The sequence below is a fragment of the Phaeobacter sp. BS52 genome, assembly GCF_045040595.1.
GTDB lineage: Bacteria > Pseudomonadota > Alphaproteobacteria > Rhodobacterales > Rhodobacteraceae > Phaeobacter > Phaeobacter piscinae.
In genome coordinates this window covers 3,330,049-3,352,189 of sequence record NZ_CP090662.1, presented here as the reverse complement: position 1 = coordinate 3,352,189, position 22,141 = coordinate 3,330,049, and the positions used below count along the sequence as shown (strand labels likewise).

Sequence of the window (22,141 nt, the reverse complement as noted above, 5' to 3'; positions counted from 1 at the left end):
AAAGGTCTCTTCTTGCGAAAACGCCGCCCAGGGCCGTTTTCCGGCTCGGGCGGCGTTAATGGAAAACTGAAGACTATGTAAGCGGCATCGGCGCCGCTCACAAGCTGTTACTCAGCTGCGGCAGTGTTTGCCACGGTCAGGGCGCCACCAGCCTTTGCGACTGCGTCAACGGCGGCCTTGGAGGCGCCGGTCACAGCGATGGTTGCCTTGGCGGTGAAGTCACCCTTTGCCAGAACGCGGATACCGTCCAGTTTGCGGCGTACCAGACCCGAAGAAATCAGAGTATCTTCGGTGATGGAACCGGCTTCCAGCTTGCCTTCGTCGATGAATTTCTGGATCAGGCCCAGGTTCACAACGGCGTAGGACTTACGGTTCGGCTTGTTGAAGCCGCGCTTCGGCAGGCGTTGGTAGAGGGGCATCTGGCCGCCTTCGTAGCCATTGATCGAAACACCCGAACGGGATTTCTGACCTTTGATACCACGGCCACCCATTTTACCTTTGCCGGAACCCGGACCACGGGCAACGCGCATACGTTTTTTGGCGGCGCCTGGATTGTCGCGCAGTTCATTGAGTTTCATATCGCTTCTCCTTTGCCGGAACTGCCCCCGAAGCGGATTAGGGCAAACACGGCGTTTCTTGGTTTTCTGATTCTGTGGCCCGCAGGACCACCGGGGGCGTATAGACCCGATGCGGGGCGGGATCAAGGGTGCAGTATGGCTGGCAACTGGCTCCCAGAGGCGCAAAGCCCGACGCGGCGCCGGGGCCTCTGCCCTGCCGGTTGCGTGTTATTCTGCTACCTCATGGTTCCGTTGCGTTTGTGGCCGACCATAAAGGGTGGCGGCGCCGCCTAGGTATGTGGGACGGGGTCTCTCCCGTGCGTGGATAATATTATCGTGCTCCCCGGCTGCCACGCCGGGGCCCTGGTCATCGGTGCCGGAGGTGTCAGGTCCGGCGGGTGATCGCGATCCTGTGCAGAATGCCACGGCCGCATGAACGGATCATGGAGCGGGCGGGCGCTGGGGTCGCAACGGCCAGCTACTGGCCGACATCGCGCCTCTTATTGGCACCGCTGCCTCAGAAACCAAAAACGCCCCCGCAAAGCGGAGGCGCGTCCAGTCCGGCCCCTGAGGGAGGAGAAAGAGCCGGTCTGACACTTGGGCAACCCAGGGGCGACAGCATTACTGCAATCTGCCCCTGGTGGCAAAGCTCAGTGGCCGTAGGCCTGAACATGAGCGATCTGCGGAATATCGCAGCGACGCACGCCGATGTCGGCCAAATCGCGGTTGGACAGGCTGTCCAGCTCAGCGAAGGTGCGTTTGTACTCGGCGCGACGCGCCCAGCTGTCCTTGATCTCTTCTGCCAGGCCGCGCAGGCGGGCGATCAGATTGAAGCCAGTGTCGGTGGTGTTGATGACATGTGCCATGGTATTGGTCCTTTCTCTGGCCGGACGAATTTCCGGCTGTTCTCAATTGTGTCTGTTTCAGTGACACCCGTGAGATAGGCGCAAATGTTTGCGCAAACAACTGACAGCTCGGACTGCCCGCTATGCATGCCAAGCATAGGAGGTGACTCAAACGTTAACCCGCCCGTCCGGGCTGCGTTCTGGGGTTTCTGCACCCCTCTGGAGCCATGGACCCGTGGGCGCACAGCCCCAACAGTCATCGACGTGAGAGCCTGACATACATGAGCACCATGCCCGCCAGACAAAGAAAAAAGCACCCCGAAATCGGGGCGCTTTCTGTATTCTTGGCTCATGCGAGAGAGGCTTAGTCGCGCTCTTCGATGATCTCAACCAGATGCGAGATCTTGTTGACCATACCGCGTACGGAAGGGGTATCTTCCAGTTCGCGAGTCCTGTGCATCTTGTTCAGGCCCAGGCCAACGAGGGTAGCGCGCTGGTCTGCGGGGCGGCGGATCGGGGAACCGATCTGCTTAACGACGATGGTTTTTGCCATGTGTCCGTCTCCTTACGCTTCTGCTTCAGCGGCAGGTGCTTCATCCCGCTTGGGCAGGATGTCGGCGACTTTTTTGCCACGACGCTGAGCAACCGAACGGGGCGACTGCTCTTTTTTCAGACCGTCCATAGTGGCGCGGATCATGTTGTAGGGGTTCTGCGAACCGATCGACTTCGAAACAACGTCTTTGACGCCGAGCATTTCGAAGACAGCACGCATCGGACCACCCGCGATGATACCGGTACCTTCAGGGGCGGTGCGCATGACAACTTTGCCTGCGCCGTGACGGCCGTGCATGTCGTGATGCAGGGTGCGGCCTTCTTTCAGCTGCACACGGATCATCTGACGCTTGGCCTGCTCGGTGGCTTTGCGAATGGCCTCAGGGACCTCTTTCGCTTTACCTTTACCGAAGCCGACGCGGCCTTTCTGATCGCCAACAACCACAAGAGCGGCGAAGCCAAAGCGCTTACCACCTTTTACGGTTTTCGACACCCGGTTGATCGCGACCAGACGGTCAGCAAATTCCGGTGTTTCTTCTTCGCGGCGGCCACGGCCACGGCGATTTTCACGTTCTGCCATGAGGCAATCCTTTTTTCTGGCGACAAGCGCCTGACGTATACTCAATCCAGGTGGGCAAGGGCCGAACCGGCCCACCCCCGGATCATCGGGATGGCGCGAACGCCATCCACCTTGACTTAGGGTGCGCCCCGCGTTCCCGGACAACCGAGAACACAGGGCGCAGATCCTTAGATCTTCAGGCCGCCTTCACGCGCAGCGTCGGCCAGAGCCTTCACCTTGCCGTGAAACAGGAAGCCGCCACGATCGAAATAGGCCTCGGAGACGCCTGCCGCCTTGGCGCGCTCGGCGATAACCGAACCCACTTTGGTGGCTGCTTCGACGTTGTTCTTGCCAACGAGACCCAGGTCTTTTTCCAGGGTCGATGCCGAAGCCAGGGTCACGCCGCGTACGTCGTCGATCAGTTGAACAGAGATGTTCTTGTTCGAACGGTGCACGGACAGGCGCGGACGGCCTGCGTTGACCTTGCGAAGCTTGTTCCGGACGCGCAGCTAGGCGCTTCAGAAACAGGGTGCGTTTGCTGTTTGCCATTTTGCTGGTCCTTACTTCTTCTTGCCTTCCTTGCGGAAGATAAACTCGCCTTTGTAGCGAATGCCTTTGCCTTTGTAGGGCTCGGGACGACGCCAGTCGCGGATTTTGGCCGCAACTTCGCCAACGAGTTGTTGATCATTACCTTCGACAACGATTTCAGTCTGCTTCGGAGCGGTAATGGTGATACCTTCCGGGGCAGTGAAATCAACGTCGTGGCTGTAGCCCAGGTTCAGCTTCAGGGTGTTGCCCTGCATCTGAGCCCGGTAACCCACACCCTGGATCTCCAGCTCTTTTTTGAAGCCGGAGGTCACGCCTGCGACCAAGTTTGCGACCATCGTGCGGGACATGCCCCACTGCTGGCGCGCGCGCTTGGATTTGCCGCGAGGGTCCACTTTGACGACATTGTCGTCAACCGTCAGGGTGACGTCGTCGGTCGCGGTGAAGGTACGGGCGCCTTTCGGGCCTTTAACTTCGATGGTCTGGCCGGACACAGAAGCAGTTACGCCGCTGGGAAGTTCGACCGGTTTTTTACCAATACGGGACATCGTGGGGCCTCCTTAGAAGACGGTGCAGAGCACTTCGCCGCCAACGTTGGCTGCGCGTGCGCTTGCGTCCGACATCACACCCTTGGGGGTGGAGACAATCGACACACCCAGGCCCTGACGGACCGACGGGATGTCATTGACGCCCATGTAAACGCGACGACCGGGTTTGGAGACCCGCTTCAGTTCACGAATGACAGGTTCGCCGTCGAAGTACTTCAGGCTGATTTCGAGAGCCGGGTGGCCCTTTGCATCAGTCGCAGACTCATAACCGCGGATGTAACCCTCTTGCTTGAGCACATCCAGAACCCATGCACGCAGCTTGGAAGCCGGTGTCATGACGGTGGATTTGCCGCGCATTTGCGAGTTACGGATACGGGTGAGCATATCGCCGATAGGATCGTTCATATCAGTCTCTCCCTTACCAGCTCGATTTCACCATGCCGGGGATCTGGCCATTCGAGCCCAGTTCCCGCAGAGCGATACGGCTGATCTTCAGCTTACGGTAGTAAGCGTGAGGACGGCCGGTCAGCTGGCAGCGATTGTGCAGACGGGTTGCCGACGAGTTACGCGGCAGTTTCGCCAATTCGAGGCGCGCTTTGAAACGCTCTTCCATCGGGCGAGATTCGTCGTTTGCGATTTCTTTCAGCTCGGCACGCTTTGCGGCGTATTTTGCCACCAGGCGCTCGCGCTTCTTCTCGCGTTCGATCATGCTTTTCTTAGCCATGTCTCTTCCTTCCCGCGCTTAGCTGTTGAAGGGCATGTTGAATGCTTTCAACAGCGCCTTGGCTTCCGCGTCGGTGTTCGCGGTGGTGGCAATCACGATGTCCATACCCCAGGGCTCGTCGATCTTGTCGAAGTCGATCTCGGGGAAGACCATGTGCTCTTTCAGACCCATGGCGTAGTTGCCACGGCCGTCAAAAGACGTGCCCGAAACGCCGCGGAAGTCGCGGATACGGGGCATCGCGATGGTGGTCAGACGGTCGAGGAATTCATACATCCGGTCGCCGCGCAGAGTCACCTTTGCGCCCATCGGCATGCCTTCGCGAACGCGGAAGCCAGCAATGGAGTTCTTTGCCACGGTGGTCAGAGCTTTCTGGCCCGCGATTGCGGTCAGGTCAGCCTGAGCAGACTTGGCTTTCTTGCTGTCTTTGACGGCAGCACGGCCGCAGCCGATGTTCAGAACGATTTTCTCCAGCTTGGGGATCATCATCTCGTTCTTGTAGCCGAACTCTTCTTTCAGGGCGCCACGGATGGAGTCCTTGTAGAGAGTTTTCAGACGCGGGGTGTAGGTTGCGTTATCAAGCATCGATCACGTCCCCCGTGGTTTTAGCGAAGCGCACTTTCTTGTCGCCTTCCATGCGGAAGCCAACGCGGGTTGCTTTGCCATTTGCGTCCAGCAGAGCCAGGTTCGACAGCTGGATCGGCAGTGCCTTAGGCAGACGGCCACCCTGGTCGGACTGGGTCTGACGGGTGTGGCGGATTGCCATGTTCACGCCGTCAACGATGGCTTTGCCAGCTTTGGGGTCAACGGAGGCAATGGTGCCTTCTTTGCCCTTATCCTTGCTTAGCCAGCACGACGACCTTGTCGCCTTTGCGGAGTTTAGCAGCCATGATTACAGCACCTCCGGAGCGAGCGAGATGATCTTCATGAAGTTTTTCGCGCGCAGTTCACGAACAACCGGGCCAAAGATACGGGTACCTACCGGCTCGTTGTTGTTGTTCAGGATGACAGCTGCATTGCGGTCAAAACGGATTGCGGTGCCGTCTTCACGACGGACCTCTTTGGCGGTGCGTACGACGACGGCCTTGCGGACGTCCCCTTTTTTCACGCGGCCGCGCGGGATGGCTTCCTTGACCGAGACGACGATGATGTCGCCTACGGATGCGTATTTACGCTTGGAACCACCCAGAACCTTGATGCACTGAACTCGGCGAGCGCCGGAGTTGTCAGCAACATCCAGGTTTGTTTGCATCTGGATCATGTGGTTTCTCCCGACCTTTGGGGCGCCGATGCGTGGCGTGATCCCCCAGGGTTTCGACTTTGCTGTTCAGCCCAGTCGCCAGGAGTCTCGGATGAGACTCTTAGGCTTCCAGAACTTCCCAGCGTTTCGTTTTCGATTTCGGCGCGCATTCGATGATGCGTACGGAGTCGCCGACCTTGAAAGCGTTCTGTTCATCGTGAGCCCGGTATTTCTTGGACTTACGGATGGTTTTCTTCAGAACCGGATGCGTAAAGCGGCGCTCTACGGAAACGGTGACGGTCTGTGCGTTGGCGTCGGAGGTCACAACGCCGGACAGGATACGTTTAGGCATTCGAGAAGCTCCTTATTCAGCTGCTGCTGCAGCTTTTTCGTTCAGGATGGTTTTGACGCGTGCAGCATTGCGGCGAGCCGCCTTGATGCCTGCGGTCGATTCCAGCTGACCGGTTGCCTGCTGAAAACGCAGGTTGAAGCTCTCTTTTTTCAGGGATGCGAGGGTATCGCGGAGTTCATCCACGGTTTTCTCGCGCAGATCATTGGCGTTCATCGCCTTTGTTCCTTGTCCTAAGCACCAGAAGGCCCCGAATGGGTCACCTTGTTACCTGGTGGGTTATGTCACACCGCGCCAAAAGACGCGGCAAAAAGAATCACCAGCCCCGGATCCAGACAGATCAAGGGTCAGGCGATGGGTCCACTTACAGGAGGTGGGCGGTCGGAGCAAGGGCGAAGTTGGCGACACCGTTTGCACCCGGTCACAGCGTTTAGCGCAGCGCCCGAACCCGCGTTAAGATCGTATCAAATTGCCACCCGTTTTGCAGCCGTGCAAGCCACAGACGTTTGCTTATCCCAGAAATCATCACCGCGCGCCGTCTCGCCTTAACACGCTGAATATCCTGAATGCCGATCTGATCGGCAATGCCCTGCTTTTCAACAATCAACACGCGCCGCGTGGTTATGATGTAGGTGACCGAGCGAAAGGCGCGATGGATGAACAGCCAGATCACCAGTGCCACTGGCGCGCAAAGCACGATGACGATTATCTCGCTCAGCGTTGGCGCTATGCGGGCGTGAGTGGCATAAACAACTTGCTCACCATCACTGAGTTCAATGGCCGCGTGATGGTACATCTGGATCACTTGCCGGTCTTCATTTGGATTTTGCCCCACCGGGGATGACGACGGGGCAAAGGGAACTCACAGATTATTTGCAGTCATACCAGATAGTCGTCGCGGGTCGCTGCGTTCCATTTGCCAAAGTCGCAACGCTCGCCTTCGGGGCCTTATACACGGTTAAGACAGGCTCACCGATACGTTCGCAGTAGCCCGCTACACGACGATCAATAGCTTTAGAGCTAACTTCATTCTTGAAGTAGATGATCTGCAAGAATGAGCCGACAGGGAGAGCCAGATGGATCCCCGTTCGATCAGCAGGATTAGGAAAAACCTGCGCAATGAGAGACCCACGTCGCATCGCTGCTTTCTCAGAATCAACGCAGGCTGACAGCGCCATCAGGGATACAGAAGCAAGAATTAGAATTGATTTCATTTAGTCAGCCATCCTTTTAGGTTGTGCACCCTGCATAGTTACCATCGCTGCAGGCGCAACCCAAGATTCACTCCCACCGGTAGTTAAAGCTCACGGAGACGCGCTCGTCTTCGGCCATGTTCATCGGCACCTCATGGCGGATGAAGCTTTCCCAGAGCAGCACGTCGCCGACGTTAGGCTTCTGGTAGACAAAGCTCTTCAGCTCCTGCCAGCACTCCTTAGTGCGCGGCGGATGCGCCATCATCATGGCGTGGCGCGGATCTTCCAGCTTCAGCGCGGAAGCCCCGTCCGGCATCGACACATAGGTGGTGCCGGAAATCACCGAATGGGGATGGATGTGGCTGGCATGGGTGCCGCCTTCGGGCAGGATGTTGATCCAGAGATCCTCAAGCACCAAGGCGCGACCGTCGAGATCGAGCTCCAGATCCTTGGCAAAGGCCGCGACATGCAGGTCCAGCGACTTCACCAAGTCAGCAAAGATCGGGAAGCGCCAGGGCAGATCCGTCAACGAGGCATAGGAGGTGTAGCCAGGATAGCCGTTCTCCTCGCACCAGTCCTGGCTAGGCGTCGTCGTCTTGCGCGATCACGAAGCAGGAGTTTTCAAGTTCACCGGCGTCGACCTTGGGTCCATGTTCGGACAGGGCTGCGCGGTAGAGACGGGTTACGAAGAGGGAATCTATCTGTGCCATACCCGTCCTTTAGCGCAACACAGCGTGAAGTACGAGATGCTTTGCCGGATCCTGTGCACCCGCATCTTCCCTTTTCCTCTGCGGACTGGCTAGTCTGATCTCATCCGAAAAAGGAACATGATATGCGCTGGATTTTGAGACTGCTGAGCCACGGTATTGCGCTGACGATCGGCTTTGCCTTGGGGATTTACATGCTGCCCATTCTGACCGCGCCGGATAGCCCAGATGCCGCAACTCTGACCGCCAGTGCGGACGGCGCGACATATACCGGCAGCTTCACCCGCGATCTGGCCGGTAGCGATTTCCTGCATTGGGGCACCGGCCGTGTCAGCCTGTCGCCGCAGCAGATCACCCATATGGGCGCGCTGGCACCGGGTCCGGATTACAAGCTCTACCTCGCGCCGGAGTTTGTCGAGGACGAAGCGGGCTTTGAGGCGATCAAGTCCACCTCGGCCCGCGTGGGCGATGTGAAGATGTTCGACGGTCTGATCCTAGATATCCCCGAGGGTATCAATATCGAGGAGTACACCACAGTGGTGATCTGGTGCGAAACCTTCGCAGAGTTCATCACCGCAGCGCAGTATCGCTGATCTGGCCGGGCCGAGCGGGGCGGACAACTGCCCGCCTCTTTTGATTTCATAAGAAAACCCCCGCCGATTGCTCAGCGGGGGTCTTTTTTCTAATCGAATGCGCAGATGCGCAAGCGATTACCAGTCTTCGCGAACCACGACGCGGGTCTTGACCGGCAGCTTCATCGCGGCCAGGCGCAGGGCCTCACGTGCGATGTCGTCATTGACGCCGTCGATCTCGAACATCACGCGGCCGGGCTTCACTTTGCAAGCCCAGTAATCCACGGAACCTTTACCTTTACCCATACGAACTTCGACGGGCTTGGAGGTCACCGGGGTATCCGGGAAGATGCGGATCCAGACACGACCCTGACGCTTCATGTGGCGGGTCATGGCACGACGAGCAGCCTCGATCTGACGCGCGGTGACGCGCTCAGGAGTGGTTGCCTTCAGGCCATAGGTGCCGAAGTTCAGGTCCGAACCGCCTTTTGCCAGACCGGAGATCCGGCCTTTGTGCATTTTGCGGAATTTAGTACGCTTTGGTTGAAGCATGTCATCTCCTCCTTAGCGACGACCGCCTGCACCGCGAGGTGCCGGACCGTCCTGGAGTTCCTGTGCTTTACGGTCACGCGCCTGAGGATCGTGTTCCATGATCTCGCCTTTGAAGATCCAGACTTTGATCCCGATGATCCCGTAAGGGGTCATGGCTTCGGAGTGAGCGTAATCGATGTCGGCGCGCAGCGTGTGCAGCGGCACACGGCCCTCACGGTACCATTCGGTCCGTGCGATTTCAGCGCCGCCCAGACGACCAGCAACGTTCACCCGGATACCCAGGGCGCCCATGCGCATGGCGTTCTGTACGGCACGCTTCATCGCGCGACGGAAGGACACACGACGTTCCAGCTGCTGAGCGATGGACTCGCCGACCAGCTGTGCGTCGAGCTCGGGCTTGCGGACTTCAACGATGTTGAGGTGCAGTTCCGAGTCTGTCATCGAGGCGAGCTTCTTGCGCAGCACTTCGATGTCAGCACCTTTTTTACCGATGATCACGCCCGGGCGCGCGGTGTGAATGGTCACACGGCACTTCTTGTGGGGGCGTTCGATGATCACGCGGGCGATGCCTGCCTGCTTGCACTCTTCCTTGATGAAATCACGGATGCGCAGGTCTTCCAGCAGCAGATCACCATAATCTTTGGTGTCGGCGTACCAACGGCTGTCCCAGGTGCGGTTGACCTGAAGGCGCATGCCGACCGGATTGACTTTATGTCCCATTAGGCTTGCTCCTCAACTTGACGCACCTTGATGGTGATCTCCGAAAACGGCTTAAGGATCTTGCCAAACCGGCCACGGGCACGAGGACGGCCGCGTTTCATGGTCAGGTTTTTACCCACATAAGCCTCGGCCACGATCAGTTCATCGACGTCCAGGTTATGGTTGTTCTCGGCGTTCGCAATTGCGGACTGAAGGCATTTCTTCACGTCCTGCGCGACCCGCTTGTTGGAGAAAGTCAGGTCGGTCAGGGCCTTCTCAACTTTCTTGCCACGGATCATGCTCGGCGACGAGGTTCAGTTTCTGCGGGGAGGTCCGGAGCATGCGCAGTTTTGCCATTGCTTCGTTGTCTGCCACGCGGCGGGGATTTTTTGCCTTGCCCATGACTTACTTCCGCTTCGCTTTTTTGTCCGCAGCGTGACCGTAATAGGTCCGAGTCGGGGAGTATTCACCGAACTTCTGACCGATCATGTCTTCCGAGACGTTGACGGGAATGTGCTTCTGACCGTTGTACACACCAAACGTCAGACCCACGAATTGGGGCAGAATGGTGGAACGACGCGACCAGATCTTGATGACTTCGTTGCGGCCCGACTCGCGCGCTGCTTCGGCTTTTTTCAGCACGTAAGCATCGACAAAGGGGCCTTTCCATACAGAGCGAGACATAGATTAACGTCCCTTCTTCTTGGCGTGGCGCGAGCGGATGATAAGCTTTTGCGACGCTTTGTTTTTGTTGCGGGTACGCTTGCCTTTGGTCGGCTTACCCCAGGGTGTCACGGGGTGACGGCCACCGGAGGTACGACCTTCACCACCACCGTGCGGGTGATCGATCGGGTTCATAACCACACCACGCACAGAAGGACGCTTGCCCTTGTGGCGCATACGGCTAAGCTTTACCAAAGTTCTGGTTCGAGTTGTCGGGATTGCTGACCGCACCAACGGTGGCCATGCATTCCTGACGAACCAGGCGCAGTTCGCCCGAGGACAGGCGGATCTGAGCGTAGCCACCATCACGACCAACGAACTGAGCGTAAGTACCGGCTGCACGGGCGATCTGGCCGCCTTTGCCGGGCTTCATTTCGATGTTGTGAACGATGGTACCGATCGGCATGCCCGAGAACGGCATTGCGTTGCCCGGCTTGATGTCGGCCTTTGCGGATGCAACGACTTTGTCACCAACTGCCAGACGCTGCGGAGCGAGGATATAGGCCTGCTCGCCGTCTTCGTATTTGATCAGCGCGATGAATGCGGTCCGGTTCGGGTCATATTCGATCCGTTCAACGGTTGCCGCGACATCAAATTTGTTCCGTTTGAAGTCAACGATCCGGTAGAGACGCTTTGCGCCGCCGCCACGACGACGTGAAGTGATCCGTCCGGTGTTGTTCCGGCCGCCCGATTTGGTCAGACCCTCAGTGAGAGATTTGACCGGACGCCCTTTCCAAAGCTCCGAACGGTCGATCAGAACCAGCCCACGCTGGCCCGGCGTCGTCGGCTTATACGACTTGAGTGCCATGCTTTCTGTCTTCCGTTTAGCGTGCAGACCCTTAGGTTTTTGTCTTTGGGTCCGCTATGTGTAAGCCCCCCGCCCGGTTGTCCCAAGATGAGACGCCCTACTAGGGTGGCCAGATTATAGGGCCCCGAAGGTCCCCAGGTTCGAACATCCCGACAAACGTAATGACCCCGGAGCGAATCCGGGGTCGTCAGGATTGCTGCGGCATAGCAGAGGATGAGAGGGGTGGCAATGGGGGAGTACGTTCCTGTTCGCTAGCACCCACCATAGTTCTTTCGACCACTTGCAGAAATTGTATATCGCCCCCCGCGTGGCCCAGTATAACACTGCCGAGTTGGTCGGTAGGCGCGAACTTTTGGTACATAATGGAATTTTCGATATGTACGCCGAACCTCACTGCCCCATTCGCAGGCGAACCCATCACCATCAGCATCCAATCTGTGTGGATCTGCCGAAGGCTCACCTGCCGACAGGAAGAACTTCTGGGCCTCTGCTGCGCTGACAAAGTCATCACAGTTCCTATCACTCCCCCTCAATCGATCAGCCAGTGATCTCTCAAACCGCTTCATGCCGATTTGCTTAGCCGTACGTCGACCGATGAAGTTAAATTTTCCAGAATTGTACTCACCACGCGCACCCAACTCAGCTTCGATTTGCGCAAGTTTCACAGGATCGCGCTCTACACTCTGTTGGTTCCAAAGCGTGTCAGTTCTTTGACTACTGTAAATATGCGACGTCACCGCCGAAGAACATCCCGCAACCACAAGACACGCCGCAATAACCATGTATTTCAGATTTCTATCCTAAAATATGTACGTTGAATTAGCGAACGATCACTAATTTGATACGCGATTCAATACAACAATCACTGCTAAGCAGAAGAAAAAGGAAAGAATGACTGCCACTTTTCCCGCCGCAGGTAGGGCAGCGCCCAACGAAAAAGGCCCCCGCTTTCGCAGGGGCCTTCTTAAGTCTCAGACAAACAGATCTCAGAGTCCGGTGGACACGTCGATGGTGTTGCCTTCTTCCAGGGTCACATAGGCTTTCTTCACGTCTTTACGCTTGCCCAGCTGGCCGCGGAAACGCTTGACCTTACCCTTGGTGATGGTGGTGTTGACCGCTTTGACCTTCACACCAAAGAGCGCCTCAACGGCTTCTTTGATCTGGGGCTTGTTGGAGTCGATCGACACTTCAAACACCATTGCACCGGTTTCGGATGCCATGGTTGCTTTTTCAGTGATGATCGGCTTGCGGATCACGTCGTAGTGTTCTGCCTTCGCGCTCATTTCAGGCGAGCCTCCAGTGCTTCGACACCTGCTTTGGTGATCACCAGGGTGTCACGCTTCAGGATGTCATAGACGTTTGCGCCCATTGTCGGCAGGATATCCAGACCGTCGATGTTGCGCGCGGCGCGGGCAAAGCCCTCGTCGACGGATGCGCCATCGATGACCAGTGCGCGCTTCCAACCCAGGTCTTTGACCTGCTTGGCCAGAGCGGCTGTCTTGCCTGCGGAATCGGCGTTTTCAATAACGACCAGTTCACCCGCTTTTGCCTTGGCGGACAGCGCGTGGCGCAGACCCAGCTTGCGGAATTTCTTGGTCAGATCGTGGCCGTGCGAACGCGGGGTCGGACCCTTGTAGATACCACCCTTGCGGAAGATCGGCGCGTTACGGTCACCGTGACGTGCGCCACCGGTGCCTTTTTGGCGATAGATCTTCTTCGTCGAGTAGGAGGTCTCGGAGCGGGTCTTGACCTTGTGCGTACCCTGCTGCGCGTTGTTACGCTGCCAGCGCACCACACGGTGCAGGATGTCGGTGCGCGGCTCGAGGCCGAACAGCTCTGCATCCAGCTCGATGTCGCCGGCTTTGGCGCCGTCCAGTTTGATCACATCAAGTTTCATGCTTCACCACCTTCCGCGGAGACTTCTTCCGCTGCAGCCGACTTCAGAGCTGCCGGATAGGGCAGACCTTCGGGGGCTTTCTTTTTCACGGCGTCTTTAACGGTGACCCAGCCACCTTTGGAGCCGGGAACGGCGCCTTTGATCATGATCAGGCCACGATCGGCATCGGTCTTGACGACTTCAAGGTTCTGAGTGGTCACGCGGGCAGCACCCATGTGGCTAAGCCATTTTCTTGCCTTTGAAAACCTTGCCGGGATCCTGACACTGACCGGTCGAACCGTGGGAACGGTGGGAGATCGACACACCGTGCGAGGCGCGCAGACCACCAAAGTTCCAGCGCTTCATCGCACCGGCAAAACCTTTACCGATGGAGGTGCCGGTCACGTCAACCTTCTGACCTTCGAGGAAGTGCTCGGCGGAGATTTCCGCACCCACTTCGATCAGGCCATCTGCGGGCACGCGGAATTCAACCAGCTTGCGCTTGGGCTCAACCTTCGCTGCTGCGAAGTGGCCGCGCATGGCTTTGGAGACCCGCTTGACCTTGGCCGAACCTGCACCGAGCTGAACAGCAGTGTAGCCGTCTTTTTCCTCGGTGCGCTGTGCGGTCACTTGCAGGCCGTCCAGCTGAAGAACGGTCACAGGAACCTGCTTGCCGTCTTCGAGGAACAGCCGGGTCATGCCGACTTTCTTTGCGATAATACCAGAGCGCATATGTTTACCCTCCGATCTTAGGATTGCAGCTTGATTTCGACGTCCACACCAGCGGCGAGGTCGAGCTTCATCAGCGCGTCCACGGTCTGGGGGGTCGGATCAACGATGTCCAGAAGCCGCTTGTGGGTGCGGATCTCGAACTGGTCACGAGATTTCTTGTCAACGTGCGGGCCACGCAGAACGGTGAATTTCTCAATCTTGTTCGGCAGGGGGATCGGGCCGCGCACCTGCGCGCCGGTCCGCTTGGCAGTGTTCACGATTTCCTGCGTGCTGGCGTCCAGTACGCGGAAGTCGAATGCCTTCAGCCGGATACGGATATTTTGGCTTTGCATAGTCATGCCTTTTTTCTCAGGCGTTGGGGTTGAGAGGAGGGCATGCGACCACCGCGTACCCTCATCGAACCCAAAAGGCGGGAATCACCCCGCCTTTGCCCCGCAAAGCGGGATGGCGCCGTATACGCCTGTTGGGCCAGTGTGGCAAGGGGGGTTGAGGGCGCCAAGATAAGCGGTGATCAAAATGCGAAAAGCACGCGGCTCGGCTTGGCTTTCCTAGCGCCATGCGCGGCAGGAAAAAGGCCGCAACGGCTGCTAACCCGTAGGGTGTTGCGATTTCCGGAGGGAACTCAACAGCGCAATAGAACCACGAGAACCCGCATTCTGACACCCGTCAATACTTTCACATGCGAAGTTTCGGCGTGGGCGACTTCAGCTCAACTGACCACTGCGACGCAACCTAACAACCATCGTGTAAGCGCAACACACTATTCATCTTTTCCCAAATATTACGGAACGCGATGCAGAGCCTCGCACAGAAAAAGGCCGCCCCGTTTGGAGCGGCCTTCTTTAGTTCATTCACCGGTGCGGGCTCTCATTGATTTTGCTGCGCAAAACCAACTGCCGCCCGCCAGACGGCAAAGCCGTCTTACTCAGTGATTTTGGACACAACGCTGGCGCCGACGGTGCGGCCGCCTTCGCGGATCGCGAAGCGCAGGCCCTGCTCCATCGCGATCGGCGCGATCAGTTCAACGTCGAACTTCAGGTTGTCGCCCGGCATAACCATCTCGGTGCCCTCAGGCAGGGTCACGGTGCCGGTCACGTCGGTGGTGCGGAAGTAGAACTGCGGACGGTAGTTCGCGAAGAACGGGGTGTGACGACCACCTTCTTCTTTGGTGAGGATATAGGCCTCAGCTTCGAACTTGGTGTGCGGCTTCACGGAACCCGGCTTACACAGAACCTGACCACGCTCAACGCCGTCACGGTCGACACCACGCAGCAGCGCGCCGATGTTGTCGCCTGCTTCACCACGGTCCAAGAGCTTGCGGAACATTTCCACACCGGTACAGGTGGTGGTGGAGGTGTCACGAATACCAACGATTTCGATCGAGTCGCCAACGTTGATCACGCCGCGCTCAACACGACCGGTCACAACGGTACCACGACCGGAAATCGAGAACACGTCTTCGATCGGCATCAGGAACGGCTGGTCAACAGCGCGCTCAGGGGTGTCGATGTAATCGTCAACAGCCGCCATCAGCTCCTTGATTTTCTCTTCGCCGATTTCAGGCTTGTTGCCTTCCATCGCCGCCAGAGCGGACCCTGCGATGATCGGGATATCGTCGCCGGGGTAGTCGTAGGACGACAGCAGCTCGCGGATTTCCATTTCGACCAGCTCCAGGAGCTCTTCGTCGTCAACCTGGTCCACTTTGTTCATGAACACGACCATCTTCGGGATGCCAACCTGGCGGCCCAAGAGGATGTGCTCGCGGGTCTGCGGCATCGGGCCGTCAGCAGCGTTCACAACCAGGATCGCGCCGTCCATCTGCGCCGCACCGGTGATCATGTTCTTCACATAGTCAGCGTGGCCGGGGCAGTCGACGTGGGCGTAGTGACGGCCTTCGGTCTCATATTCCACGTGCGCGGTGGAGATGGTGATCCCGCGCGCTTTCTCTTCAGGTGCGCCGTCGATCTGGTCGTAGGCTTTGAAGTCACCAAAATACTTGGTGATCGCTGCGGTCAGCGTGGTCTTGCCGTGGTCAACGTGGCCGATGGTGCCGATGTTGACGTGCGGTTTTGTACGTTCAAACTTTTCCTTAGCCATGAGAGGCCTCCTTTTCGTGTTGAGAAGGGCACGCGCCGTGGCGCGAACCCCTCAATATCTGTTCGCTTATGCGAATTTTGCCTGGATCTCGTCAGAGATGTTCTGCGGAACCGGATCGTAGTGATCGAACTGCATGGTGAACTGGGCGCGGCCCGAGCTCATCGAACGCAGGGTGTTGATGTAGCCGAACATGTTCGCCAGCGGCACAAATGCGTCGATCGCAATTGCGTTGCCGCGGGGCTCCTGGCCGGTCACCTGACCACGACGCGAGGTCAAATCGCCGATGATGCCACCGGTGTAATCCTCAGGTGTGATAACTTCCACCTTCATGATCGGTTCCAGCATCTTGGCGCCAGCTTTGCGCATGCCTTCACGCATACACATACGTGCCGCGATTTCGAAGGCCAGAACGCTGGAGTCAACGTCGTGGAATTTACCGTCGATCAGAGCAACCTTGAAGTCGATCACGGGGAAGCCAGCCAGCGGGCCGCTATCCATGACGGACTGAACGCCCTTTTCAACACCCGGGATGTATTCCTTCGGAACCGCACCACCAACGATACGGGATTCGAAGGAGTAACCTTCGCCAGGCTCTGTCGGCGAGATGATCATCTTCACTTCGCCGAACTGACCCGAACCACCCGACTGTTTCTTGTGGGTGTAGGTGTGTTCAACTTCGTGACCGATGGTCTCACGGTAGGCAACCTGCGGCGCACCGATGTTGGCTTCGACCTTGAATTCACGCTTCAGACGATCAACCAGGATGTCCAGGTGAAGTTCGCCCATGCCCTTCATGATGGTCTGACCGGACTCGATGTCGGTCTCCACGCGGAAGGACGGATCCTCAGCAGCAAGACGCTGCAGACCCTGGGACATTTTCTCCTGGTCGGCCTTGGTTTTCGGCTCAACCGCGATCTCGATCACCGGATCGGGGAAGGTCATGGTTTCCAGAACCACAGGATCGTTGACGGCGCAGAGCGTGTCACCGGTTGTGGTGTCTTTCAGACCTGCCAGTGCGATGATGTCGCCTGCAAACGCTTCCGTGATTTCCTCACGGTCGTTGGAGTGCATCATCATCATCCGGCCAACGCGCTCTTTACGACCTTTGGTCGAGTTCAGCAGCGTGTCGCCCTTGTTCAGCACACCGGAGTAGATCCGGGTGAAGGTCAGCGAGCCGACGAAGGGGTCGTTCATGATTTTGAACGCCAGACCCGAGAACGCCATTTCGTCGTCCGCACGGCGGGCGATGTCACGGGTTTCGGTTTCATCACCGGGTTTGAAGCCCATGTAATCAACAACGTCCAGCGGGCTGGGCAGATAGTCGATCACAGCGTTGAGCAGAGGCTGAACGCCTTTGTTCTTGAACGCGGAACCACCCAGGACAGGAACGAAGTCCAGTGCCAGCGTGCCCTTACGCAGCAGCGCGCGCAGGGTTGCGACGTCCGGCTCAGCGCCGTCCATCAGGTAGTTTTCCATCGCAGCGTCGTCTTGCTCGACGGCCGCTTCGATCATCTTACCGCGCCATTCGTCGGCCATGTCTTTCAGGCTGTCACGGATCGGAGCTTTGATCCACGACGCGCCAAGGTCTTCACCCTGCCACAGCCATTCTTCCATGTTGACCAGATCAACCAGGCCTTCCAGCTCGGTTTCTGCGCCGATCGGAATACCAACCGGAACCGCGCGGGCGCCAGTACGGTCTTCGATCATGTTGACGCAGTTGAAGAAGTCAGCGCCGATTTTGTCCATCTTGTTGACGAACACCATACGCGGAACCTTGTAGCGGTCAGCCTGACGCCACACGGTTTCGGTCTGGGGTTCAACACCAGCGTTGGCGTCCAGAACGCAGACGGCACCGTCGAGAACAGCCAGCGAGCGCTCGACTTCAATGGTGAAGTCAACGTGGCCGGGGGTGTCGATGATGTTCAGGCGGTGCTTGGGCGAGTCAGCAGTTTCACCGTCTTCGGTGCGTTCCCAGAACGTGGTGGTCGCAGCCGAGGTGATGGTGATGCCGCGTTCCTGCTCCTGCTCCATCCAATCCATGGTGGCTGCACCATCGTGCACCTCACCGATGTTGTGGGATTTGCCGGTGTAATACAGGATGCGCTCGGAGCAGGTGGTTTTACCTGCATCGATGTGCGCCATGATACCGAAGTTACGGTATAGTTCGAGCGGATATTCGCGTGCCATAGGTTTGGATCCCCTAGCTTACCAGCGATAATGGGAGAAGGCTTTGTTGGCCTCTGCCATCTTGTGGGTGTCTTCGCGCTTCTTCACGGCGGTACCGCGGGACTGAACAGCGTCCAGCAGCTCACCGGCGAGGCGTTCTTCCATGGTGTTTTCGTTGCGCGCGCGGGCCGCTTTGATCAGCCAGCGGATCGCCAGGGCTTCGCGGCGCTCAGGGCGCACTTCAACGGGCACCTGATAGGTTGCACCACCCACACGACGCGAACGCACTTCGACGGAAGGCTTCACGTTGTCCAGGGCTTCGTGGAACACTTCCACGGGGGCACGTTTGATTTTCGATTCAACGCGGTCGAATGCGTTGTAAACGATGCTTTCTGCGACCGATTTTTTACCATCGATCATCAGGTTGTTCATGAATTTGGTCAGAACGCGGTCGCCAAACTTGGCGTCGGGCAGAACTTCGCGTTTCTCAGCAGCGTGACGGCGAGACATTTATCAATATCCTTCTTACTTAGGACGCTTCGCGCCGTACTTGGAGCGGCGTTGCTTACGGTCTTTGACGCCCTGGGTATCCAGAACACCACGCAGGATGTGGTAACGGACACCGGGAAGGTCTTTTACACGGCCGCCACGGATCAGAACCACGGAGTGCTCCTGAAGGTTGTGGCTTTCACCCGGGATGTAGGAGATCACTTCGAAACCGTTGGTCAGGCGAACCTTCGCAACTTTCCGCATAGCGGAGTTCGGTTTCTTCGGTGTGGTGGTATACACACGGGTGCAGACGCCGCGCTTTTGCGGGCACTGTTCCAGGTGCATGGACTTAGAGCGTTTTACTTTCGGCTGCCGCGGCTTGCGGATCAGCTGTTGGATCGTTGGCATTCCGGTTCTTTCCCCGTCTCAACAACACATGTGTCATGCACGTCCTTGAACGTACGGCTAAATTCGTCGCACTTACGCGTCCGCAAGCGCAAAAACCGCAATCGTTTCCATTCCGAGGTAAACGACGCGGTGGGTTTACAGAGGATCCGCACAAATAGGCGCGCGAGATCTTGGGCCACTTAGATTTTGATATCGGCTTTTGGGGCGACCCCCGGGTGCCGGATAGGCGGGCATATATGGGGAGTCGCGGGGGATGTCAACAGCGGCCCCGGCGCGCACGACACCGACAGACGTGACCAACGCCGGGTCGAGACCGGTGCGAGCGCCTTGCTTGTTTGTACAACCAGCGCGGTGCATAGTCCCAGGCAACCAGTCGGCCCATATCAGAGGCCGTGGATGTGAGGGTGTACCGCGATGCAGGTCATAGGTCTATGCCGGTTTTCCTACCCGGCCATCGGCGGCTTTCAGGTGGAACATGACAGTTTGGAGGCGCGGATCGCCTATCTCTATGCAGAGGCGCGCTTGGAGGAGCGGTTTCAGCTGATGGAGCGGGTCGCCCTGCCCTGCCTGCGCGCCCAGACCGATCCGGATTTCACGCTGGTGATTGCCATCGGCGACAGCCTGCCCGCGGAACATGTCGCGCGACTGCGCGCGTTGACAGCGGATATGCCGCAGGTGCAGATCCGCGCCCTGCCCTCCGGCCCGCACCGGAAGGTGATGAAACAGGTGCTGAATGACGCCCGCCATGATCCACGTACTCCCTGTTTGCAGTTTCGCCATGATGACGATGATGCGGTGTCAGTCGATTTTGTGGAACGGCTGCGACAGACCGCTCAGGACTGCCAGCCGCTGATCGCCCGAAACCAAACCCTCGCGATTGATTTCTGCAAGGGGTTCACCGCCCGTTTTCAGCCGGATGGGATTTATGCAGCTGAGGTTCACCGCCCCTATTTTGTTGCCGCAATGGGGATGTATGTAGCGGGGGGCTGCGGGCAAAGCATCATGAACTTCGCCCACCACAAGATTGCCCGTTTCATGCCCAGCATCACGATCCCGGATGCGCCAATGTTCGTGCGTACACTCAATGCCTCCAATGATTCCCGACAGAAGGGCGCCAAGGAGCCTGAGTTGACCCGTCTCACCCCGGAGCAAGAGGGCGAATTCGAGGCGCGCTTTGCGATCACGAGGTAAGCCGCGTTATTCCGGTGGCGACAGGTCAGGCACGGCGGCACGGCGCGGACGCTCACGCAACAGGCTGAAAACGCCCGCAGCGACGACAATGGCCGCCCCGACAAGGGTGAGCGTATCAGGCCAGCTGTCAAACATCAGCCACCCCAAGAGCAGCGCCCAAAGCAGGCCCGTGTAGCGAAACGGCGAGACCGCCGCCACGTCCCCCACCCGCATCACCATCACTGAAAATAGATAGCCGACAAAGATGCAGCCCGCTGCCAATAGCAGGATCAGCGTGGTCGGCAGGGTCAGCGGCTGCCATGTCTCCTGTAGGCCAAGCCCGAGGCCAAACACCAACACCGACACAGCCGCCATCAATGTGACCGTCAGCGACGGCACCGCTGCCGACATACGCCGGGTAAAGAGGTCACGGGCCGTAATGCAGAGAACCGCCGCAAGCGCGTAACCGGTGCCGGTATCAAACCCCTCAGCGCCGGGGCGCACGATCAGCAACATGCCGAGGAACCCCGCACCGATGGCTGTGGCCCGTCGCCAACCGACCTGCTCTCCGAACAGCAGCACGGCCGCCAGGGTCACCGTCAGCGGCAGCATCTGCAAAATGGCTGTCACATTTGCGATCGGCAGGGTTAGCAGTGCGCTAAGAAAGAAATAGGTGGTGGCAATCTCAGCAAGGCTGCGCCCGGCAACCAAGGCCCAGTCGCGCCGCGTCAGAGACAGGCGCAGGCCGCCATAACTCCGCGCCAGCGCATAAATCAGTAGGCTGACCGCAACACCGCGCACCACAAGGATCTGCGAAAGCGGCAGGCTTTGCCCGGCAAGTTTGACCATCCCGTCGTTAAGGGTGAAGCCAGCCATACTGCCCACCATCAACAGCGCGCCCAGCTGATTGCCTGTCAGCCGAGAGATCACGGCAACACGTCCCGGAGTTGTTCGGGGGTCAGGGCGAAATGGCGGTCCAGCGCTGTGGTGATTTCCGCTTCGGACATCTTATGTGTGATCCCCATTTGCGCCGGGCGGGATTTGTTGTCGCCATGAATGGTGCGCAGGAAGCCGGGCGTCGAGATGTCAGAATATGTGTTCCAATGCTGCGCGTAGCGGCGGTGATTATACCGATATGGATTGTCGCGATACTCAACTGGCGCCACAAGCGCCGCCCCCACCGACAAAGGCGCCTTCTCACAGGCGTCAAAGATGTCATCCGTCGCACCATCCGGCCCCTGAGTGCGCCGCAGGTAAAGGCCCCGGTTGTTGGCTAGGATAAAAGGCGTATCGCCGCTCTGCAGAGGGATCATTCCCATCGCAAGGCGGCGATTGCGGGCGACATAGTCCAGATCCACCGCATCGTCATCATCCAGCCGGAACATCAGCCGATGCGTCGCACCATCAAACGGGACCGCATTATAACCCTGTTTCAGCATTCGATAATGGGCACCGGGGCCAACGGGCATCAGGGTGATATTGGAAGCAGGTTCCAGCAGACGCGCAAGGCGCTCCAGATAGATCTCCGGCATATCCTCAGCGGTGAGGACGATCAGGTGAAACCCCTGATCGCTCTGCTGCAACAGGGACCGCAGACACAGGCGTTCGAACACCCGAAACCGCAGCTCCATCCGCTCTGGTGCAAAGAGATGGGCAGCAGTGTCCTCAAGGGTCGCGAACCGTTCGGAATAATAGGTCGGGGTCAGCACGGAAAAGCGCACAAGGCCGACAATGCTGAGTTTGATATCCATATCCAAGCGCCCCCAATCGCAGCCCGGGCGGACCGGGCGGTGTTGAGCGCAAAAGATCATTCCCAAGGCTCGTTGGAAAGATCATAAATCGCCCTGCCCCGCGACAGCGCGGGCGGCCCGCAACCGAAGCCGCTGCACCGAAAACCTTGATGCCCGCAAATCGCGTTGGTCCGCTTCGAGCCCAAAGTGCTTGATGCTGCGTTGCGCACGAATGGCCGCTAAAGGATTTTTGGGAGTTCGGGCTCGGCTTGTTGCTCGTACGTTTGAAAGACGATTGGTGT

Annotated in this window: 28 protein-coding genes and 6 pseudogenes; 2 read left to right on the top strand and 32 right to left on the bottom strand. The window is 58.1% G+C overall.

The annotated features are described in order from the left end of the window. Window positions 1-107 precede the first annotated feature (107 nt). The 16 genes and pseudogenes from rplO to L0Z65_RS16185 form a co-directional block, all read right to left on the bottom strand. Window positions 108-578, bottom strand: coding sequence for a 50S ribosomal protein L15 (gene rplO / locus L0Z65_RS16260; protein WP_040174795.1), 471 nt, complete (start codon window positions 576-578; stop codon window positions 108-110). Between the two features lie 629 nt (window positions 579-1,207). Continuing rightward, window positions 1,208-1,423: a DUF1127 domain-containing protein gene (locus L0Z65_RS16255; protein ID WP_102896204.1), complete on the bottom strand. Its 216-nt coding sequence runs from the start codon at window positions 1,421-1,423 to the stop codon at window positions 1,208-1,210. A 343-nt stretch (window positions 1,424-1,766) separates the two neighbouring features. Next, window positions 1,767-1,955 carry a 50S ribosomal protein L30 gene (rpmD, locus tag L0Z65_RS16250; protein ID WP_405109241.1) on the bottom strand — a complete coding sequence of 63 codons (189 nt, stop codon included), beginning with the start codon at window positions 1,953-1,955 and terminating at the stop codon, window positions 1,767-1,769. A gap of 12 nt (window positions 1,956-1,967) precedes the next feature. Next, a complete protein-coding gene (rpsE, locus tag L0Z65_RS16245; protein WP_014875993.1) occupies window positions 1,968-2,534 on the bottom strand; it encodes a 30S ribosomal protein S5 in 567 nt (188 codons plus the stop codon). Window positions 2,535-2,701: 167 nt separating this feature from the next. Beyond that, window positions 2,702-3,062 (bottom strand): annotated as a pseudogene (gene rplR, locus L0Z65_RS16240) (50S ribosomal protein L18). A gap of 11 nt (window positions 3,063-3,073) precedes the next feature. Continuing rightward, window positions 3,074-3,607: a 50S ribosomal protein L6 gene (gene rplF, locus L0Z65_RS16235; RefSeq protein ID WP_014875995.1), complete on the bottom strand. Its 534-nt coding sequence runs from the start codon at window positions 3,605-3,607 to the stop codon at window positions 3,074-3,076. A 12-nt stretch (window positions 3,608-3,619) separates the two neighbouring features. Continuing rightward, window positions 3,620-4,012 (bottom strand): 30S ribosomal protein S8, encoded by a 393-nt coding sequence (rpsH, locus tag L0Z65_RS16230; protein WP_014875996.1) that lies wholly within the window; start codon window positions 4,010-4,012, stop codon window positions 3,620-3,622. 13 nt (window positions 4,013-4,025) lie between these two features. After that, on the bottom strand, window positions 4,026-4,331 hold the full coding sequence (rpsN, locus tag L0Z65_RS16225; RefSeq protein WP_040174804.1) for a 30S ribosomal protein S14: 306 nt from the start codon (window positions 4,329-4,331) through the stop codon (window positions 4,026-4,028). 18 nt (window positions 4,332-4,349) lie between these two features. After that, the gene (gene rplE / locus L0Z65_RS16220; RefSeq protein WP_040180838.1) at window positions 4,350-4,913 is read right to left on the bottom strand and encodes a 50S ribosomal protein L5; all 564 of its coding nucleotides are present in this window, start codon (window positions 4,911-4,913) and stop codon (window positions 4,350-4,352) included. Then, window positions 4,906-5,218: pseudogene (rplX, locus tag L0Z65_RS16215) on the bottom strand (50S ribosomal protein L24). Before rplX ends, rplE begins: the two are co-directional and overlap by 8 nt. A 2-nt stretch (window positions 5,219-5,220) precedes the next feature. Further along, a complete protein-coding gene (gene rplN, locus L0Z65_RS16210; RefSeq protein WP_005621870.1) occupies window positions 5,221-5,589 on the bottom strand; it encodes a 50S ribosomal protein L14 in 369 nt (122 codons plus the stop codon). Between the two features lie 100 nt (window positions 5,590-5,689). After that, a complete protein-coding gene (gene rpsQ / locus L0Z65_RS16205) occupies window positions 5,690-5,920 on the bottom strand; it encodes a 30S ribosomal protein S17 (RefSeq protein ID WP_014875999.1) in 231 nt (76 codons plus the stop codon). A gap of 12 nt (window positions 5,921-5,932) precedes the next feature. Next, the gene (rpmC, locus tag L0Z65_RS16200) at window positions 5,933-6,133 is read right to left on the bottom strand and encodes a 50S ribosomal protein L29 (RefSeq protein WP_014876000.1); all 201 of its coding nucleotides are present in this window, start codon (window positions 6,131-6,133) and stop codon (window positions 5,933-5,935) included. Window positions 6,134-6,347: 214 nt separating this feature from the next. Then, complete coding sequence (locus tag L0Z65_RS16195; RefSeq protein ID WP_096789927.1) at window positions 6,348-6,713, bottom strand: hypothetical protein; 366 nt, start codon at window positions 6,711-6,713, stop codon at window positions 6,348-6,350. A 73-nt stretch (window positions 6,714-6,786) separates the two neighbouring features. Next, window positions 6,787-7,131, bottom strand: a complete 345-nt coding sequence (locus L0Z65_RS16190; RefSeq protein ID WP_123580077.1) for a hypothetical protein — start codon at window positions 7,129-7,131, stop codon at window positions 6,787-6,789. Window positions 7,132-7,198: 67 nt separating this feature from the next. Beyond that, window positions 7,199-7,820 (bottom strand): annotated as a pseudogene (locus L0Z65_RS16185) (TIGR02466 family protein). 122 nt (window positions 7,821-7,942) lie between these two features. Between L0Z65_RS16185 and L0Z65_RS16180 the strand changes: the two are divergent. After that, complete coding sequence (locus L0Z65_RS16180; RefSeq protein ID WP_405109232.1) at window positions 7,943-8,410, top strand: DM13 domain-containing protein; 468 nt, start codon at window positions 7,943-7,945, stop codon at window positions 8,408-8,410. A gap of 117 nt (window positions 8,411-8,527) precedes the next feature. Here L0Z65_RS16180 and rplP read toward each other — a convergent pair whose 3' ends face one another. The 14 genes and pseudogenes from rplP to rpsL form a co-directional block, all read right to left on the bottom strand. Next, entirely contained in the window at window positions 8,528-8,941 is a 414-nt protein-coding gene (gene rplP, locus L0Z65_RS16175; protein ID WP_014876004.1) for a 50S ribosomal protein L16, read from the bottom strand. A 12-nt stretch (window positions 8,942-8,953) separates the two neighbouring features. After that, window positions 8,954-9,661 (bottom strand): 30S ribosomal protein S3, encoded by a 708-nt coding sequence (rpsC, locus tag L0Z65_RS16170; RefSeq protein WP_024095828.1) that lies wholly within the window; start codon window positions 9,659-9,661, stop codon window positions 8,954-8,956. Then, window positions 9,661-10,042, bottom strand: a pseudogene (gene rplV, locus L0Z65_RS16165) (50S ribosomal protein L22). The gene rpsC and the pseudogene rplV overlap by 1 nt, the downstream one beginning before the upstream one ends. A gap of 3 nt (window positions 10,043-10,045) precedes the next feature. After that, window positions 10,046-10,324, bottom strand: coding sequence for a 30S ribosomal protein S19 (gene rpsS / locus L0Z65_RS16160; RefSeq protein ID WP_005980699.1), 279 nt, complete (start codon window positions 10,322-10,324; stop codon window positions 10,046-10,048). Window positions 10,325-10,327: 3 nt separating this feature from the next. Beyond that, window positions 10,328-11,171, bottom strand: a pseudogene (gene rplB / locus L0Z65_RS16155) (50S ribosomal protein L2). Window positions 11,172-11,422: 251 nt separating this feature from the next. Further along, window positions 11,423-11,737 carry an excalibur calcium-binding domain-containing protein gene (locus L0Z65_RS16150; protein WP_405112592.1) on the bottom strand — a complete coding sequence of 105 codons (315 nt, stop codon included), beginning with the start codon at window positions 11,735-11,737 and terminating at the stop codon, window positions 11,423-11,425. Between the two features lie 420 nt (window positions 11,738-12,157). Continuing rightward, window positions 12,158-12,454: a 50S ribosomal protein L23 gene (locus L0Z65_RS16145; protein WP_405109227.1), complete on the bottom strand. Its 297-nt coding sequence runs from the start codon at window positions 12,452-12,454 to the stop codon at window positions 12,158-12,160. Further along, a complete protein-coding gene (gene rplD / locus L0Z65_RS16140) occupies window positions 12,451-13,068 on the bottom strand; it encodes a 50S ribosomal protein L4 (protein WP_405109224.1) in 618 nt (205 codons plus the stop codon). Before rplD ends, L0Z65_RS16145 begins: the two co-directional genes overlap by 4 nt. Then, window positions 13,065-13,779 (bottom strand): annotated as a pseudogene (gene rplC, locus L0Z65_RS16135) (50S ribosomal protein L3). The gene rplD and the pseudogene rplC overlap by 4 nt, the downstream one beginning before the upstream one ends. A 17-nt stretch (window positions 13,780-13,796) precedes the next feature. Then, window positions 13,797-14,111, bottom strand: a complete 315-nt coding sequence (gene rpsJ, locus L0Z65_RS16130) for a 30S ribosomal protein S10 (RefSeq protein WP_008563081.1) — start codon at window positions 14,109-14,111, stop codon at window positions 13,797-13,799. A 589-nt stretch (window positions 14,112-14,700) separates the two neighbouring features. Then, window positions 14,701-15,876, bottom strand: a complete 1,176-nt coding sequence (gene tuf / locus L0Z65_RS16125; protein ID WP_405109221.1) for an elongation factor Tu — start codon at window positions 15,874-15,876, stop codon at window positions 14,701-14,703. 66 nt (window positions 15,877-15,942) lie between these two features. Further along, the gene (gene fusA, locus L0Z65_RS16120; protein ID WP_096872689.1) at window positions 15,943-18,063 is read right to left on the bottom strand and encodes an elongation factor G; all 2,121 of its coding nucleotides are present in this window, start codon (window positions 18,061-18,063) and stop codon (window positions 15,943-15,945) included. Between the two features lie 18 nt (window positions 18,064-18,081). Next, entirely contained in the window at window positions 18,082-18,552 is a 471-nt protein-coding gene (rpsG, locus tag L0Z65_RS16115; RefSeq protein WP_014876015.1) for a 30S ribosomal protein S7, read from the bottom strand. 15 nt (window positions 18,553-18,567) lie between these two features. Continuing rightward, window positions 18,568-18,939: a 30S ribosomal protein S12 gene (rpsL, locus tag L0Z65_RS16110; RefSeq protein WP_005621086.1), complete on the bottom strand. Its 372-nt coding sequence runs from the start codon at window positions 18,937-18,939 to the stop codon at window positions 18,568-18,570. Between the two features lie 414 nt (window positions 18,940-19,353). On the opposite strand from rpsL, the gene L0Z65_RS16105 reads away from it, so the two are divergent. Then, on the top strand, window positions 19,354-20,130 hold the full coding sequence (locus L0Z65_RS16105) for a putative rhamnosyl transferase (protein ID WP_405109216.1): 777 nt from the start codon (window positions 19,354-19,356) through the stop codon (window positions 20,128-20,130). A 6-nt stretch (window positions 20,131-20,136) separates the two neighbouring features. Here L0Z65_RS16105 and L0Z65_RS16100 read toward each other — a convergent pair whose 3' ends face one another. Both L0Z65_RS16100 and L0Z65_RS16095 read right to left on the bottom strand, forming a co-directional pair. Next, window positions 20,137-21,039 carry a DMT family transporter gene (locus tag L0Z65_RS16100; RefSeq protein ID WP_405109214.1) on the bottom strand — a complete coding sequence of 301 codons (903 nt, stop codon included), beginning with the start codon at window positions 21,037-21,039 and terminating at the stop codon, window positions 20,137-20,139. Beyond that, window positions 21,036-21,860: a glycosyltransferase gene (locus tag L0Z65_RS16095; protein WP_405109211.1), complete on the bottom strand. Its 825-nt coding sequence runs from the start codon at window positions 21,858-21,860 to the stop codon at window positions 21,036-21,038. Before L0Z65_RS16095 ends, L0Z65_RS16100 begins: the two co-directional genes overlap by 4 nt. Window positions 21,861-22,141 lie beyond the last annotated feature (281 nt).

Excerpts from the sequence above, each read along its gene's own strand:
- rpsQ (WP_014875999.1), bottom strand. The coding sequence starts at position 5,920 with ATGCCTAAACGTATCCTGTCCGGCGTTGTGACCTCCGACGCCAACGCA.
- rpmC (WP_014876000.1), bottom strand. The coding sequence starts at position 6,133 with ATGAACGCCAATGATCTGCGCGAGAAAACCGTGGATGAACTCCGCGAT.
- fusA (WP_096872689.1), bottom strand. The coding sequence starts at position 18,063 with ATGGCACGCGAATATCCGCTCGAACTATACCGTAACTTCGGTATCATG.
- rpsS (WP_005980699.1), bottom strand. The coding sequence starts at position 10,324 with ATGTCTCGCTCTGTATGGAAAGGCCCCTTTGTCGATGCTTACGTGCTG.
- rplE (WP_040180838.1), bottom strand. The coding sequence starts at position 4,913 with ATGCTTGATAACGCAACCTACACCCCGCGTCTGAAAACTCTCTACAAG.
- L0Z65_RS16095 (WP_405109211.1), bottom strand. The coding sequence starts at position 21,860 with ATGGATATCAAACTCAGCATTGTCGGCCTTGTGCGCTTTTCCGTGCTG.
- L0Z65_RS16255 (WP_102896204.1), bottom strand. The coding sequence starts at position 1,423 with ATGGCACATGTCATCAACACCACCGACACTGGCTTCAATCTGATCGCC.
- L0Z65_RS16145 (WP_405109227.1), bottom strand. The coding sequence starts at position 12,454 with ATGAGCGCGAAGGCAGAACACTACGACGTGATCCGCAAGCCGATCATC.
- tuf (WP_405109221.1), bottom strand. The coding sequence starts at position 15,876 with ATGGCTAAGGAAAAGTTTGAACGTACAAAACCGCACGTCAACATCGGC.
- L0Z65_RS16105 (WP_405109216.1), top strand. The coding sequence starts at position 19,354 with ATGCAGGTCATAGGTCTATGCCGGTTTTCCTACCCGGCCATCGGCGGC.
- rpsJ (WP_008563081.1), bottom strand. The coding sequence starts at position 14,111 with ATGCAAAGCCAAAATATCCGTATCCGGCTGAAGGCATTCGACTTCCGC.
- rpsN (WP_040174804.1), bottom strand. The coding sequence starts at position 4,331 with ATGGCTAAGAAAAGCATGATCGAACGCGAGAAGAAGCGCGAGCGCCTG.
- L0Z65_RS16150 (WP_405112592.1), bottom strand. The coding sequence starts at position 11,737 with ATGAAGCGGTTTGAGAGATCACTGGCTGATCGATTGAGGGGGAGTGAT.
- rpsH (WP_014875996.1), bottom strand. The coding sequence starts at position 4,012 with ATGAACGATCCTATCGGCGATATGCTCACCCGTATCCGTAACTCGCAA.
- L0Z65_RS16195 (WP_096789927.1), bottom strand. The coding sequence starts at position 6,713 with ATGTACCATCACGCGGCCATTGAACTCAGTGATGGTGAGCAAGTTGTT.
- rplN (WP_005621870.1), bottom strand. The coding sequence starts at position 5,589 with ATGATCCAGATGCAAACAAACCTGGATGTTGCTGACAACTCCGGCGCT.
- rplP (WP_014876004.1), bottom strand. The coding sequence starts at position 8,941 with ATGCTTCAACCAAAGCGTACTAAATTCCGCAAAATGCACAAAGGCCGG.
- rpsL (WP_005621086.1), bottom strand. The coding sequence starts at position 18,939 with ATGCCAACGATCCAACAGCTGATCCGCAAGCCGCGGCAGCCGAAAGTA.
- rpsC (WP_024095828.1), bottom strand. The coding sequence starts at position 9,661 with ATGGGACATAAAGTCAATCCGGTCGGCATGCGCCTTCAGGTCAACCGC.
- rpsE (WP_014875993.1), bottom strand. The coding sequence starts at position 2,534 with ATGGCAGAACGTGAAAATCGCCGTGGCCGTGGCCGCCGCGAAGAAGAA.
- rpmD (WP_405109241.1), bottom strand. The coding sequence starts at position 1,955 with ATGGCAAAAACCATCGTCGTTAAGCAGATCGGTTCCCCGATCCGCCGC.
- rplD (WP_405109224.1), bottom strand. The coding sequence starts at position 13,068 with ATGAAACTTGATGTGATCAAACTGGACGGCGCCAAAGCCGGCGACATC.
- rplO (WP_040174795.1), bottom strand. The coding sequence starts at position 578 with ATGAAACTCAATGAACTGCGCGACAATCCAGGCGCCGCCAAAAAACGT.
- L0Z65_RS16190 (WP_123580077.1), bottom strand. The coding sequence starts at position 7,131 with ATGAAATCAATTCTAATTCTTGCTTCTGTATCCCTGATGGCGCTGTCA.
- L0Z65_RS16180 (WP_405109232.1), top strand. The coding sequence starts at position 7,943 with ATGCGCTGGATTTTGAGACTGCTGAGCCACGGTATTGCGCTGACGATC.
- rplF (WP_014875995.1), bottom strand. The coding sequence starts at position 3,607 with ATGTCCCGTATTGGTAAAAAACCGGTCGAACTTCCCAGCGGCGTAACT.
- rpsG (WP_014876015.1), bottom strand. The coding sequence starts at position 18,552 with ATGTCTCGCCGTCACGCTGCTGAGAAACGCGAAGTTCTGCCCGACGCC.